We start from the raw sequence: 14,069 nt of genomic DNA on the forward strand, positions 1-14,069 counted from the left end.
TCTGGCCGTCGCACGCGCTTTTGGCGCCTGCAAGAGGGCCAAAAATCAGGTGACGAGGAAAAGAACCTACGGCAACAGGCAGACAGACACGACGGAATTGGGCCGATCAGTGATCGAGGGCCAGAACCTTGTTTTCCATGCCTTTTTCATAGAAGCAATGCTGCGCCCGGCCAGATCCCTTGGCCGCATAAAGCGCGATATCCGATTCATTCAGAATTTCCGCAGCGGTAAAGGTGCCGCTGTGCCAAGCCGAAAGCGTAGTGCCCGCGCTCGCCGAAATCTTGCACATCTTGCCGCCATAGGGAATCGGCACCTCCAATTCGGAGATCAGCCGTCTCGCCAGCCCTTCGATCTGGCGCAGATCGCGCAGGTCATTGAAGATCAGGACAAATTCATCGCCGCCAACACGCGCAACCGTATCGGATTGGCGGGTGCATTCTACCATGACACGGGCCACATGCTGCAACACCGCATCCCCGGCGGCGTGTCCCAGCGTGTCGTTGACCTGTTTGAAGTAATCGAGATCCAGATGCATCAGGGCAAAATCCCGGCCGCCGCTGATCAACCGATCCAGAATGTGATCCATGGCGCGGCGGTTCTTGAGGCCCGTCAGCGTATCTGTGAAGGCCTGTTCCTCGGCCGCGATCTTGGCCCCTTGCAGACGCAGGTTCAGCTGGCGCGAGGCCTCCATCGCGGCGGACTTGGCCTCAACCAGATAAAGCATCTCGATGGTGAGATCGGTTGGAGAAAAATCCGCGCTGGTCAGATCATAATCCCGCACAGCTTCCAGAACCGAGATCCCGAAGGACAGGTTGATGATCGCGCCCTGCCCCTGTGGCAAAGGCACGAGAACGCCTTTCAGGCTGGTTTGCGGCGTGTCCCGAAAATGCAAATGCAATTTGGACCCGGCGGTATTGACCAGGTCCGCCATGGACCGAACCCGGCGCGGGCGCGACAGATCAAAGACACGGAAAAACCGGCGCCCCTCCCATTTCAGATCGGGTCGGAGCTTTCTGAGAGTGGGGCCGACGCGCTGGATATACCCCTTGGCATCCACGATCGCATACATCGGGCAGATCTGATCCGCGATGACGGCAAGCTGTTCATTGGTCATCATAGGGAATGCGCTCCCAGATCAAAGGTCCGCCCTTCGGCAAATTCTCTTTCCACCAGGGTGATGGAAATCACCTCTGCCCCGTCCTGCGCACCGCTTGAATCCAGAATAACGAGATCTCCGTAATCGTCGGCCATGGCCCGCAAAACACCCATCATGACATTTGAATAGCCGGGCAACCCCGGCTGGCAAACCAGTTCGAAATGACCCGGTGACTGTTCCAACAATTCCAAGCCCGGTAGATAAAGATCGGATACGGCAAGACGGGCACGCCCCGGAAGGTCATCCAGAGAATGCAAAAACTCAACATAATTGACCCCGCCGAACCGCAGCAGGCGGCGCAGGGCTTCGACCTGAGGGTTGGACACCAGAAAGGTCCCCATATCCTCAAGCATCTCAGGCAGCGGACGCTCCAGCACCGTTTCCATGGCACTCAGCATCTTGTTCGACTGGTCATCCGTATAGGTCAGCATGGCCTCGAATTGTCGAAACCCAAGCCCAGCCACATCCATGATTTCATACCAGCGGTCCGCGCCATAGGTGCTGGTCACAAAAGCCTGGATCGCCCTGTTGATCAGACCATGCATATCTTGGCCCCTTTTCCTACCGTGTCCCATTATTGGGCCCTGTGTGTTAAAAAACGCCCAACATCGGCAAAATTCATCCAAACAGCACCACGTTCCGGGCACATCCACGTGCCTCCCCCGAAACAGACCGCAGCCTCTAGGTATCCCTTACCGACAGGACAAGCCCCCGGAGGTGGTCGTGCGCACACAGCCCGGTAAACTCCCGGTGAAACGGCATAATCCGCACCAGGCTCACAGGACACGGGCACCTGATATCTTAGCGCCATGAGTAGGCGCCGACGCGACATCATTTGCTTGAAAGAGTTCCGGCGCGGACCCTAGCGATGCCAACCCGCACCCGTCAAGCCAGATGGTATCTTGCTAGCATCCTTTCCTGCATCAGTCGCGGGGCGGCAGCAGTGCCCGCACCCGCGCAAGGGTTGCCGTGCTGACCGCGACCCCGGCCTGTTCTGCCCGCGCCCGTGCTGCGGCACGCCCATCGCCCGGCAGGCGCGCGCCTTTCTGCGCCTGGACCGAGGCCACAAGCGCACCCATGCGGTCTGCATAACCTCCACCCGAGGTCGCGCCCGGATCGATGGCAATGAAAAACTGTCCGGTGCGGGGCGGCCCGCCCACGGGGCCAGAAAACGGGCTGGCCTCGCTGCCCAGGAAAGCGCCGGTCATCGCCGCCGCCATCATCTCGACCATCAGCGCGACGCCAACGCCCTTGTACCCTCCGGCAGGTACCATGGTCCCCTTCAGTCCCGCCTCCGGGTCCGTGGTCGGATTGCCCGTCGCATCTAGCACCCAGCCTTCGGGAACCGGTCTGCCATCGCGGGCGTGTTTCATCACCTCGCTTTTGGCGATGGCACTTGCAGATTGGTCGATCAGCACCGCGACCTGCCCATCGGGGCCTGGCGCCGCGATGGAAAAGGGATTGGTGCCCAGAACCGGCTGCGCTCCGCCTGATGGCGCGATCGACGCCGGTGCGTTTGTAAAGCCGATGCCCATCAGACCCGCCTGCGCCAAGCGCTGCGTGTGGCAACCCAGAACGCCGCAATTGTAGGAATTGCGGATCGCAAGTACCGCAACACCCTGCTCCCGCGCCATCGGGATCAGATGTTCAAACCCAAGATCGATCGCGGCATGGGCAAACCCTGTGGCTGCATCCACAGTCACTACGCCGGGCCGGGATCTGGAGACCTGCGGCTGGGCCTGACCGTCCACCTTGCCGCATGTCACATGCTCGGCGTAGATCGGCACATAGGCCAGACCATGCGAGGCAACTCCATCCGCTTCGGTCATGGCCGTAGCCCGGGCCAAAGGCGCGGCATTTTCACGGCTGGTCCCCGCCGCCATCAGCGCCCGGAGCGCCAGATCTTCGATCTCTGCCAGAGAGAGGGTTTCTGTCGCGCTCATCTGTCTCCGCTTTCTGTCCGTTTCACGTCTTCATCCCGTATCAATCTCCGTATCAGTCATCGTCCGCCAACCCGGCCCCTGCCCCGCGCAAGCGCGAGGCCTCAGTCGCCGGGGCATAGGTGCGATGGGCGAAGGTGGACAGCTGCGCCCAGACGTCATCTGTGACCTGCCCGCGCCTGACTGGCGCAAGGGGAGACCCCAACGTTGCCTCCGCGTGGCAGCGCAGCCAAGGCACATGATCGCGCAGCATCTCTTGCCGCGTGCCGGTCGCGCAGATCTGGCGACCATCGGTCACCAGCCGTATATTCGGCCAATCAAGCGCTACGGGCCGGTCCAACCGCTGCGCTGCCGCCGCCACAAAGGGCAAGAGCAGCAAGGGAAAATCCACCTCCTCCATCTCAAAAAACGCACCGGTCTCAAGCTGGGCGGCCCGGTCGCTCAGCGCACTGCCCGACACCAGAGGGCAAAGCCGCCCCATGGCCGCGCGCCAGCGTCCGCCTTCTATCGCCGTCGGAGCAAGCGCGGCCACGGGACGCAGATCGTTGCGCGCCAGCAGCGCGGCCAGCTGCTCCGGGCCGGGCAAAGCCACCCCGGCCAGAAGACGCGCCGCCGCGCCAGCTTCCTCCGCCAGCCCCCAGGGCAGCCCAGCGCCCCGCGCCGCGCGTTTGCACATGGCTTCGATCTCGTTCAGCGACAGGTTCATGCGTCCGGCATCTCCGTCGGATCCGGATAGATCCAGAAATCTCCATCGCGCGCCGACAGCTCTTCGGGATAAGGCGCATTACCGAACATGCAGATCCGCACCCAGCGATCGGACCGCGGATCGAAATGCATCGCCCCGAAGAAAGACAGTTTGCAGCGCAGCATGTCGATCGGCAGAAGATCGCAGGCAATCGTATTGTCGCGGATTTCGGCATAGGGCGCCTCGGCGACGATCTGTACCCGCCGCACCGCATGCCTGTGCTCCGGGTGGCGCAGCAGAAATTCCGCCACGCTCGCTTCCTCGGGCCAGCCTTCCATCGCGTGATACAGCGCCGCCACATCGCGCCCCGGGGCCAAAGGCTGCTCATAGGGGGCGATAGGCTCCTCGGCCCGTTCACCCAGGCGCGGTTCCAGTTTTTCCTCCGAAACATACCAGACGCGGGCAGTGGTTTCGGGAAGATCCCAGTCAATGGCCAGCGCCCAGTCATGGGAGCGCTGCACGAGTTGCCGCAGACGTCCCAGCGTCATGGCGCCAGCAATCCGCCGGGTTTCCCCCTCCCCACAGGCCATGGCGGTGGCCAGATCATCGACCAGCGCGCCATAGGGTTCCAGCATCAGCGACACCAACCATTCCTGCCCTTCGCAGGACAGAGAGCGCTCGGCCCAGAGGTACAAACCATCCCAGGGGTGCGGGACCGATAGAACATCGCCCTCCAGATGTCCGGCCAGATGGTCGATATCCGAGATCAGCACGGATCGCTTCCACGCCTGCCCCGGGTGCCCGGTCTGCCAGTGCGCCACGGAACGGCGGGCGCGGGCAAAAAGGTCACGAAACCGGGCCACCTCTTGCGGGCTGGCCTGCGGCAGGCTCCGCACCCGCTCCAGCGCGGTTTCCCGCGCGGTGATCCAGTTGTTGAAAAGAACCGGGTGGTTCAGCAGAAAGGGCGCCATGCCAAGGCCGGTGGAATTGCCGATGCCCAGACGCCGGGCCAGCGCCGGATCCAGACGTGCCGCAACCCCACCCGAACGAGCACGGGCGCGGGCATCCGCCATGTGCTGCACCAGATCCCGAACGAAGGTCCGGGTCAGATACACCGACAGCATTTCGGCCTGAAACGGTGCCGCGCATTCCGGCCTGTCCGCGATCATCTCGCGGTCGGCAGCGCCCAGTTTGCCCGAGCCATAGACCGCCGTGGTCCGCATCAGATAGCCGACCGCCTCGATCTGCGCCGGGTCTGGCTGGCAGCCTGCCGCCAGCGCCGAGACTACGTGTTCCCAAAGGCGCACCGAGCGGTTCGCCCGCGACACCGACAGCTCGCGCTCGCTCACCCGGCCAGCTTCTTGCAGCGGCACGTTCTGCGCCAGGCGGGCAATGTCGTCGGCGCCCGGAACACCATCGAACAAGGCAAAGGTCGCATCCCAGGCCTCGGCTATCACCCGGTCAGAGCGTTTTTCCGGCGGCAGGTCATGGGCAAAGGCCACAAGGGAATAGCTGCGTTCAGGGCCATGGGCGCTGTAGACCGCGTGTCCCGTCCCGTCGTCGCCGATCTCGAACACCGGCCTGTCAAAGCACCAGCCCTCGGCCTGCATCCGGCGGGTCAGAATGCGCATGAAGGACAGCCGCGACTGATGGAAAGATCCCAGCCGTGCAAGGCGCATCACGGTTTCAGGCGGACGCAGCCCAGCGGGTCGGTGATCCGATGCTTCCCTTTCCAAGCTGCCCTCCTTCTTTGCTTACCCTTGTTTTTCGTGTGTTTTCCTCTGACCCGGTGCAAATGACCTATGCCGGGCCGAACCCCTCGCTGAAAAAGCGGTACCAGTTGCCGCCCATGATCGCGGCGACCTCACCCGCGTTCATGCCAACAGCGCGCAAGCCGGTTTCGATATTGCCAAAATCGCGGTTGTCGCGGAACCAATCCGGCATCGGCGGAAATCCGGCGGCGTCAGCGGAACCTTCGCCATAGTCGATCTCCTTGCTCCAGCGCCCGACGCGCATCCATTCCACCACGCTGTCCGGCTGATCCTGACACAGGTCCGAGCCGATCCCCAAATGCTCCACTCCAAACCTATCGGCGGTGCGGGCGATCATGCTGCAGAAACTGTCCAGCGTGCAGTCGGATTTGTCCTTCAGATGATGCGGGTAGAGCGAAAAGCCAATCATGCCGCCGTTCTGCGTCACCGCCCGGATTACATCGTCACGCTTGTTGCGCAAGGCAGGCATCCAGCCGTGCGGGTTGGCGTGTGTGATGGCGATGGGACGCTGCGACAGATCTGCCGCTTCGATGGTGGAACGGTCGGCAGAATGGCTCATGTCGATCACCATGCCGACACGGTTCATCTCGCGGATCACCTGCCGCCCCATGCGGGTGATGCCGCTGTCCTCGGCCTCGTAACAGCCCGTCGCCAGCAGCGACTGGTTGTTATAGGTCAGCTGCATGAACCGAGCGCCGAGCGTGTGCAAGATTTCGACCAACCCGATGTCATCCTCAATCGGGGACGGGTTCTGAAACCCAAAGAAGATGGCGGTGCGCCCGCTGTCCCGCGCCCGATCGATATCGCCCGCCTGCGTGCCTTTGAGGATCAGATCCGGGTATTGCTCGAACCAGCGGTTCCATTGCTCAAAGTTCAGAACCGTTTCACGAAATCCTTCGTGATAGGCGATGGTGACATGCACCGCATCAACGCCCCCTTCGCGCAGCTGGCGAAAGATCTTTTCGGACCAGTTGGCATATTGCAGCGCGTCGATCCGCATCAGGGCCGCCCCCATGCAACACGGCGCAGTGCAGTTTGGTCCATATGGCGTTTCTCCGGGTCCGATATTTGCCTTGGATGAAACTATGGACTCGGCATCCGCTTTCACACAAACTCAAACAACTCAAACTCATTTCAGAAATTTTGAAAATGGCGCTGAAAATTGAGATGCTTCGATGCTTTGCCACGGTGGCCCATTCCGGCACGCTGACCGGGGCGGCACAGCAGTTGGGACGCACGCCATCAGCGGTTTCGATGACGCTGAAACAGCTGGAGGACCATCTGGGCGAGCCGTTGTTCGAGACCGGACGCAAGAACAAGCTGACTGCGCTTGGCGCCTTTGTGCTGGAACAGGCGGACCGAGAGTTGCAGCAATTCGACACCACGGTGCGCGCAATCGAAGGATTTGCCAGCGCCAGAACCGGCAGGGTGCGCGTGGCAGCGGTGCCCTCGGTGGCGGGCAGCATCTTGCCGCAGGCGATTTCCAGTTTCATCGCGCGGTTTCCCGGTGTCCAGATCGAGGTCTGGGATATGGAATCACGTGCCATCATCCGCGAGGTGAGCCGGGACCGGGTCGATATCGGCATTGCAACGGCCGGGTTGCCGGATTCAGATGCGATGCCCGCGCTGGATCCGCCAACGCATACCGGCCTTCATTGCAGCAACCTGATGTCAGATGCCTTTGGTCTGATCTGTCCCGACGGGCATCCGCTGGCAGCGCCCGGCGGGCCGGTGTCGTGGCGCGACATCGCCGAACAGTCCTTGATCGCCAATCCCCTGTCCGCCGGGATCCGGACCAAGGTCGCGCAGAGCCTGCACCGGGAGGCCCTGCTGCAAGGGCATAATGTGACCTCTCTTCTGGCCATGGTGCGCGCCGGTCTGGGCATAACCATCCTGCCGGAAATGACCATGCTGTTGCTCGGCTCCTCTGGTCTGGTCTTTCGCCCGCTGGCCGATCCCGAGGCCCGGCGCCACATTCACCTGCTGCGCAAGGCCGACGCCCCGCTGCTGCCGGTGGCCCGCGAGCTGGAGCGGCAGATCCAGCTGACGGCCGCCCCGTTCCAGACGTGATCCCCTGCCCCTCCACCGCTTTTTCACCGCCCCCTGCTCGCGAAGAGTTCATGACCCTGTAGGGTGGCTTTTCTTGACCGGGCAGAGTTTGGCGGGCATGCCCTATTGCACTCAGACAACAGAACACGGGTAGACCTGCGGTGGCACAGGCAACAGAAGCGCAGAACGGAAACGAGCTGACGGACCGGCTGGCGCAGGCCAGCATCCTGGTGGTGGATGACGAACCGGGCATGCGCAACTTCCTGGTCAAAACGCTCGCGCCCCACTGCCGAGAGGTCGCCGAGGCCGCGACGACCGAAGAAGCCGGGGAGCTGCTGGCCCAGCGGCATTTCGATGTGATGATCCTGGACAACATCATGCCCGGTCAAAAGGGCATCGACTGGCTGGCCCATCAGCGCAGCGCCGGCGGGTTTACCGATACCATCATGATCACCGCCTATGCGGATCTGGAAACCGCGATCGAGGCGATGCGCGCCGGGGCCGCGGATTTTGTTCTGAAGCCCTTCCGCTCGAACCAAATGCTGAATGCGGTACAACGCTGCATCCAGATGGCTCAGCTGCGGCGCGAGAACGCCCTTTTGCTGCACGAGCTGAACAGCGCCGACACCGGGCGCAGGTTGCGCAACCAACTGATCGGCAGCTCGGACGCGATAGCCGATGTGCGGCGGGTGCTGGATCAGGTCCGCGATGTCAGCACGCCGGTTCTGATCACCGGCGCCTCTGGCACCGGAAAGGAAGTCGCGGCGCGGCACCTGCACGCAGCCTCGGACCGGGCGGCGCATCCCTTCGTGCCGATCAACTGCGCTTCCATTCCGGCAGAGATGATAGAATTCGAACTCTTCGGCCATGCGCCCGGCGCTTTCCCCGGCGCGCAGGGCGGTCGCGAAGGTCTGCTGCCCTCGGCGCAGGGCGGAACCGTGTTCCTGGACGAGATCGCAGGTCTCAGCGCGTCGGCGCAGGCGGCATTGTTGCGGGTGCTGGAGGATGGCTTGGTCCGCCCTGTTGGCACCGAACGCAGCACCCAGCTGGATGTGCGCTTTGTCGTCTCGACCAGCAAATCTCTGAAGGACGAAGTCGCCGCCGGGCGTTTCCGCGAGGATCTGTTCTTTCGCCTCAATGTGATCGAAGCGGTGATGCCCCCGCTGAGCCAGCGCGGCACCGATGTGGTGGAACTGGCCGAGTTGTTCGTGCAGGAGATCGCCGAGCAGCTGACCCGCGCGCCCTTGCAGATCGATCCCCGTACCCGCAGTGCCCTGCTGCGCCACAAGTGGCCGGGCAATATCCGGGAGCTGCGCAACTTCATCGAGCGCTCCTTGATCTTCGGCAGCTTTCCCCTGGAAACGCTGGCCCACCCGGCGGACGGCAGCGGCCAGATCGAACCGCTGGATCAGATCGAGCGACGCGAGATCCTGCGCGCGTTGGAGGCTGTCGATGGCAACCGCTCGGAAGCCGCCCGCAGGCTGGGCGTGTCGCGAAAGACCATCGACCGTAAATGCGCCTCTTGGGGATTATAAGCCGGGAATCGTCCAGCCCCTCGCGCTCTGGCGCGCTCTGCCGACACCTGATCACGCATATTTTTACCGAATTGAACAACCGGACAAACTGGCGCAAATTTTACCCCCTGGCCGGGAAACAATTTCCAAAATGTCCAAATTGCCCCAGGTGGCGACTATAGCACCCCGACAAAACGTCAATGTAAGTTATTGTTTTTTATATTTAAAACATTGACGCACCCCTTCACAACAGCCGAAGACTACCACGTCGCATGCGCTCGCATGCCCAGCTTCGGCAGCCGACCTCGGGGAGGAGAGAGACGCCAGCCGGTCAATAATTTGGAGGATAATCCATATGAGTTCCGCACCCAATCGGGGGCCGCTTTCCTTTCTGCTGAAGGAAAACATCGTCGCAGGCCCCGGCTTCAACCGCTGGCTGGTCCCCCCGGCCTCAATCGCCATCCACCTGTGCATCGGCTCGGTCTACGCCTGGTCCGTATTCAACCCTGCTCTGACGCGCCAGTTGGGCGTTGTCAGCCCCGCTGCTGACGACTGGAGCCTGACCTCGGTGGTCTGGATCTTCTCGGTCGCCATCGTGTTCCTCGGCCTGGCTGCTGCCTTTGCCGGCAAATGGCTGGAAAAAGTTGGCCCGCGCATGGTCGGCACCGTTGCTGCCTTCTGCTGGGGCGGCGGTTTCCTCATCGGCTCGGCAGGGATCGCCAGCCATCAACTGTGGCTCGTTTACCTTGGCTATGGCGCCCTCGGCGGCTGCGGTCTGGGTCTTGGCTATGTTTCGCCGGTTTCGACCCTTCTGCGCTGGTTCCCGGACCGTCGCGGCATGGCAACCGGCATGGCCATCATGGGCTTTGGCGGCGGCGCGATGATCGCGGCCCCGGTCAAAGGCTGGCTGCTGTCCATCTATGCCAAGGCACCTGAATACCTTGGCACGCGCGAAGCCATCGACACCGTGATCGAAGGCGGACGAGTATTTGCCCAGACCGCAAACGGCATGGTTGAGGTTGTCATCGCATCGGCGTCCCAGGCGGCAGCCCTGCCCGGCGGCGGCGAGGCTGGCGTCTATGTGGTTGGCACCGGCGACACCGGCGCATCCTCCACCTTCCTGACCCTTGGCATCGTCTATTTCATTGTGATGATCATCGCCTCCTTCAGCTATCGCGTTCCGGCAGAGGGCTGGAAACCTGAAGGTTGGGAGCCGAAACCGGCCGCTTCGTGTCTGATCACCAAGAACCACGTCCATATCGACCAGGCGCTGAAAACACCGCAGTTCTGGCAGCTGTGGGTGATGCTGTGCTTCAACGTGACGGCTGGCATCGGTGTGATCGGCGTCGCCAAGACGATGATGTCGGAAATCTACGGCACCACCATGCCGCTGATCGTGACCGCGGCTTTTGCCTCGACCTATGTTCTGATGATTTCGGTCTTCAACATGGTCGGCCGCTTCTTCTGGGCCTCGACCTCTGACTTCATCGGGCGCAAGAACACCTATCACGCCTTCTTCATCCTTGGCACGATCCTGTACCTGTCGATCCCCTATTTCGCGACCGCAGGCGCAGCAAACCCGTCGATGTTCTACCTGATCGGCTTCTACGTCGCGACGATGATTATCTTCTCGATGTATGGCGGCGGCTTTGCCACCATCCCGGCCTATCTGGCGGATATGTTCGGCACCATGCACGTGGGCGGCATTCACGGCCGTCTGCTGACCGCATGGTCCACCGCCGGTGTGCTGGGTCCGCTTGCGATCACGTCCTTGCGTCAGATGTCGGTGAACAATGCGATTACGGATCTTGCCGCCAAGGTAGATGCGCAGGCCTTTGAAACCGCCTTCGGCGCGCCGGTGTCGCAGCTGGACGCTCTGGTGTCCGCGAAGACGGTGACAATCGCCAAGCTGATGGAGATCGCGCCGCAGGGCATCGTCGATCCGACGCCGAGCCTTTACAATACGACCATGTATTGCATGGCGGGTCTGCTGGTAGTGGCCTTCTTTGCCAACCTCCTGATCCGGCCGGTGGGCTCGCACCACCACCACCCGGAAACCGGCGCAGCACCTTCGCCCGCCGAGTAACTCCGACACAATCCCAGAACCTGAAGGGGGCCTGCAAGCGCAGGCTCCCTTTTTTTGCATTTATCGCCACGCACGGCCCATGCGCCGGTCACGCCCGTAAGGTTCGCGTAAGCGGCACCACCCATATCGGGCGCCAACCCTGTACAAAAATAGCAAGGAGCGTGTCATGCAGATCCTCAGGAAACTCGCCGTTCTGGTCACAGCCATCGGGCTGGCAACGCCGGTATTGGCCTCTTCCCCACCCAGCCAGGGCGCATTGCGCTTTGACGTCATTCGCAAGGGCAAGGACATCGGAGAGCTCAGCTACAGCTTCTCCGGCTCTGCCGCCAAATACTCCGTCCAGGTCGTCACCGATATCGCCGTCAAGATCCCGCTGATCCGCGTCAATGCCTATGCCTTCAAGCAGAACAGCGTCGAGACATGGGCAAATGGCAAGATGACCTCGATCCGCTCGGCCACCGATGATGACGGCGACGCGCATCAGATCAGCGAAAAGGGGCGTGGCCTGCTGCCCGCCAGCCTGTGGAACGATGATATTCTGAAACGCCGCCAGTTGCTCAACACCATCGACGGTACCGTCATGTCGGTGCGGGTGATCGATCTGGGTGTTCAGAATGTCCCCACCCGCAGCGGCCAGCTGCGCGCCCATCACTATCGTATCTCAGGCGATCTGGAGCGCGATGTCTGGTATGACCAGAACGGAGACCTTGCACATGTTTCCTTCAAGGCCGATGATGGGTCAACCGTGACCTACCTGCGCAAATAGGATCGCAGCCCATGCGGCTTCTCTATGTGGAAGACAACGAAAGGTTGGCGCAAAACACCTGTGCCAGCCTTGAAAGCAATGATTTCGTCGTCGACTGGGTGGCGACTGGCGCGGATGCGGTGCATTCCGCGCGCAGTTATTCCTATGACGCTATCATCCTCGATCTGGGCCTGCCGGACATGGACGGGCTGTCGGTGCTCGATGGGATCAAACAGGCCAATGCCGACACGCCGGTGATCATCTGCACCGCCCGTGATGCACTGGACGAACGAGTAAAGGGCCTCAACGCCGGCTCTGACGATTATCTGGTCAAACCCTTTGACAGCAGCGAGTTGATCGCCCGCATCCGCGCCGTTCTGCGCCGCCCGGGCGGTGCGCTGGGGCTGAAGCTGAGCCTTGGCAACATCCGCTTTGACACCAACGATCGTTCCGTTGAGATTGCTGGCCAGCCCGCCCGGTTTTCCCGTCGCGAGCTGGATTTGCTGGAGGTCTTCATGCGCCGCAAGGGGCGCATCCTGTCCAAGGACAGCATTGAGAACGCCCTTTACGGATTTGATGCGCCGCCAACGCCGAACGCCATCGAGGTCGCGATTCACCGGCTGCGCAAGAAACTGCAGGATCTGGGCGCTGCCAGCACGGTCCACACGCTGCGCGGCATTGGCTATCTGATGGAAGACGACGGTCAATGAAGTCCCTTGCCCAGTCTGTCCATGCCCCCCTTGGCGGACCCGGCTCGCTACAGCGCAAGCTGGCGGTCAATATCGTCCTGGCGTTGCTGCTTGCCATCGCAATGTCGGTCACAATCCTGATTTCCGAGTTTTTCGAACATCTGGAAGAAAACCTCGAAGAGACCCTGCTGCGCGAAGCAAACGAGGTCCTGGTCCAGACCGACCCAGAGGCCGAACATTATGGCCTGCCGGTGCAATCACTCCGGTTTCGCGGCGCCGAGGGGGCCTATCGCTATACGGTGTTTGGTCCGGAGATGGAGCTGCTCGCGGGCGGCGAGACCTCTCCGCAGATCAAGGCGCAGGTTGCACCGCTGCCGCTTGGCACCGCAACCGAAATCGATCTACCGGGAGAGCGGCGCGGCATGGCGCTGTGCGGCATCAATGCAGGGATGAAGATCTGCGTCCTTGCCTCGGCCTATGCCCCGATCGCCGATACCAGCATCCTTGATGCCATGTGGCACGAGGTAGAAGAGCAGATCATCTGGATCGTTCTTGGTGCGGTGCTGGTACTGTCATCGGCGCTGCTGGCGGCGCGGCTCTCCGTGCGGCCGCTGGATCGCGTCATGCAGCAGGCCGGCAGTATCGGCCCCGACGCCCCGGACCAGCGCCTTTCGCCCGAAGGATTGCCGTCCGAGATCGTGCCCCTCGTCGCTGCCGTTAACAGCGCCTTTGCCCGGCTGGAAAAAGGCTACCGGTCGCAGCGCGCGTTTTCCTCGAATGTGGCGCATGAGGTCCGCACGCCCCTCGCGGTGCTGCACTCCAGCGTCGATACCATCGGTGACGCCGAGGTCCGCCAACGCCTCAAACAGGATCTGAAACAGCTAGAGCAGATCTTTGAACAGCTGATCGATCTGGCCCGCGCCGACGCACTGGAACCTTCGACTTTTCAGAAGATTACTCTGGACGATCTGGCGGTGCAGATATCCTGCGCTCAGGCCCCGAACGCCATCCGCGCGGGCAAAAGCCTCGCCGTCACCGGCGCCAAGGGCGTCCGGATCCGCGGCAATGCGGGCCTTCTGGCCATCGCGCTGGACAATCTCGTGCGCAACGCGCTGATCTATTCCCCCGCCGGAACCGAGGTTGAAATCTGCGTCATGGCAAATCCGCCCGGCATCGCGGTTATGGATCGCGGTCCCGGGGTGCCGGAGGCGGAACGCGAGGCGCTGTTCGAACGCTTCAACCGCGGCTCCGAGCCGGGCCGGGGCAAGGGATCGGGGATTGGTCTGGCTATCGTCAAGGCCGTCGCCGAGGCTCATGGCGCCAAGGTCGACATCGCCGACCGGGATGGCGGCGGCAGCCGGTTCAGCATCGAATTTTCATAAAACATCACAGATACTTGACCTCCTCCGCCCATGGTTCTGCGAACCTGTAAG

Annotated in this window: 12 protein-coding genes; 6 read left to right on the forward strand and 6 right to left on the reverse strand. The window is 62.1% G+C overall.

What is annotated here, in order from left to right; all coding sequences use genetic code 11:
• Positions 1-106 precede the first annotated feature (106 nt).
• The 6 genes from SM763_RS04455 to SM763_RS04480 all read right to left on the reverse strand — a co-directional run bounded on the left by SM763_RS04455 (position 107) and on the right by SM763_RS04480 (position 6,553).
• Positions 107-1,117, reverse strand: a complete 1,011-nt coding sequence (locus SM763_RS04455) for a GGDEF domain-containing protein (RefSeq protein WP_274839579.1) — start codon at positions 1,115-1,117, stop codon at positions 107-109.
• Positions 1,114-1,701 carry a heme NO-binding domain-containing protein gene (locus SM763_RS04460; protein ID WP_368997725.1) on the reverse strand — a complete coding sequence of 196 codons (588 nt, stop codon included), beginning with the start codon at positions 1,699-1,701 and terminating at the stop codon, positions 1,114-1,116. Before SM763_RS04460 ends, SM763_RS04455 begins: the two co-directional genes overlap by 4 nt.
• A 378-nt stretch (positions 1,702-2,079) precedes the next feature.
• Positions 2,080-3,099, reverse strand: a complete 1,020-nt coding sequence (locus SM763_RS04465; RefSeq protein WP_368997726.1) for an Ldh family oxidoreductase — start codon at positions 3,097-3,099, stop codon at positions 2,080-2,082.
• Positions 3,100-3,151: 52 nt separating this feature from the next.
• Positions 3,152-3,802, reverse strand: coding sequence for a DUF3726 domain-containing protein (locus SM763_RS04470; RefSeq protein ID WP_368997728.1), 651 nt, complete (start codon positions 3,800-3,802; stop codon positions 3,152-3,154).
• The gene (locus SM763_RS04475; RefSeq protein WP_368997839.1) at positions 3,799-5,460 is read right to left on the reverse strand and encodes a hypothetical protein; all 1,662 of its coding nucleotides are present in this window, start codon (positions 5,458-5,460) and stop codon (positions 3,799-3,801) included. Before SM763_RS04475 ends, SM763_RS04470 begins: the two co-directional genes overlap by 4 nt.
• Before the next feature lie 121 nt (positions 5,461-5,581).
• A complete protein-coding gene (locus tag SM763_RS04480) occupies positions 5,582-6,553 on the reverse strand; it encodes a membrane dipeptidase (RefSeq protein WP_368997730.1) in 972 nt (323 codons plus the stop codon).
• A 149-nt stretch (positions 6,554-6,702) separates the two neighbouring features.
• On the opposite strand from SM763_RS04480, the gene SM763_RS04485 reads away from it, so the two are divergent.
• The 6 genes from SM763_RS04485 to SM763_RS04510 all read left to right on the forward strand — a co-directional run bounded on the left by SM763_RS04485 (position 6,703) and on the right by SM763_RS04510 (position 14,018).
• Entirely contained in the window at positions 6,703-7,623 is a 921-nt protein-coding gene (locus tag SM763_RS04485; protein WP_065270947.1) for a LysR family transcriptional regulator, read from the forward strand.
• A gap of 140 nt (positions 7,624-7,763) precedes the next feature.
• Positions 7,764-9,137, forward strand: a complete 1,374-nt coding sequence (locus SM763_RS04490; protein ID WP_274835851.1) for a sigma-54-dependent transcriptional regulator — start codon at positions 7,764-7,766, stop codon at positions 9,135-9,137.
• Between the two features lie 334 nt (positions 9,138-9,471).
• Positions 9,472-11,202 carry an OFA family MFS transporter gene (locus SM763_RS04495; RefSeq protein WP_368997732.1) on the forward strand — a complete coding sequence of 577 codons (1,731 nt, stop codon included), beginning with the start codon at positions 9,472-9,474 and terminating at the stop codon, positions 11,200-11,202.
• 166 nt (positions 11,203-11,368) lie between these two features.
• Entirely contained in the window at positions 11,369-11,968 is a 600-nt protein-coding gene (locus tag SM763_RS04500) for a DUF6134 family protein (protein WP_368946924.1), read from the forward strand.
• 11 nt (positions 11,969-11,979) lie between these two features.
• Positions 11,980-12,657, forward strand: a complete 678-nt coding sequence (locus SM763_RS04505; RefSeq protein WP_274832381.1) for a response regulator transcription factor — start codon at positions 11,980-11,982, stop codon at positions 12,655-12,657.
• A complete protein-coding gene (locus SM763_RS04510; RefSeq protein WP_368997734.1) occupies positions 12,654-14,018 on the forward strand; it encodes a sensor histidine kinase in 1,365 nt (454 codons plus the stop codon). The genes SM763_RS04505 and SM763_RS04510 overlap by 4 nt, the downstream gene beginning before the upstream one ends.
• Positions 14,019-14,069: the final 51 nt, after the last annotated feature.

Origin of the sequence: Pseudophaeobacter sp. C1-32P7 (assembly GCF_041008775.1) — a bacterium.
GTDB lineage: Bacteria > Pseudomonadota > Alphaproteobacteria > Rhodobacterales > Rhodobacteraceae > Phycobacter > Phycobacter gallaeciensis_A.